General features: G+C 42.3%; 1 protein-coding gene. It reads right to left on the bottom strand.

All coding sequences use genetic code 11. The features are described from left to right. Positions 1–610, bottom strand: a 610-nt coding sequence (locus tag MM239_RS20855; RefSeq protein WP_241350255.1) for an IS66 family transposase, incomplete at both ends; no start/stop codon positions are given.

The raw sequence follows: 610 nt of genomic DNA, 5'->3' as shown, positions 1-610 counted from the left end.
TTGTTATCTGGTGGTACTTTTTGGTAGTAGAGAAAAGTAAAAAGAGACTTTCTGTATTTCAGGAGTCTTTTTTGTAGTGATACTGCTTCTTTATGTTTTGATTCTACAAGTTGGACGAGTAGGTTGTCCATCTTCTCTTCAATGGAAGCAATACTCCTGCTATTCTCTGTATCTGGTAGTTTTTTGAGTTTTCTCTTTAGTGAGATAGCTTCCCTGAACAGGGTCCTAAGGCTGTCAGCCCATTTAGATTTATAGCGTTCAACAATGTAGTTGAGTTCCCTAAGCAGATGTGCACAACAGAGCTGGTGCAGGTTTTCCGAATAGTTGAAGTATGCCCTCCATGCATCATGGCACAATACTGCCTTTCCGAACCCATCAGGAAAATGTGTATTCATCGCCTTTAGTCCACGTGATTCAGATATAGCCAACAGGGTGAGTTCCTCGGTCTGATAAGTCCAGACCCACTGTTTGCTTCCATCCACTTTAGCCCCAGTCTCATCTGCTCCTATCACAGGACTTTTAGAGACTGCTGTCTTTATCTTTGCATATATTGGTGCAGACTTTCGGGCAAACCTACCAATAATGTTATCGATACTCCCCTCGCTGAGAT

The organism is Belliella filtrata, assembly GCF_022549775.1.
GTDB classification, from domain to species: Bacteria; Bacteroidota; Bacteroidia; order Cytophagales; family Cyclobacteriaceae; genus Belliella; species Belliella filtrata.
This window is presented reverse-complemented; position numbering and strand designations above follow the sequence as displayed.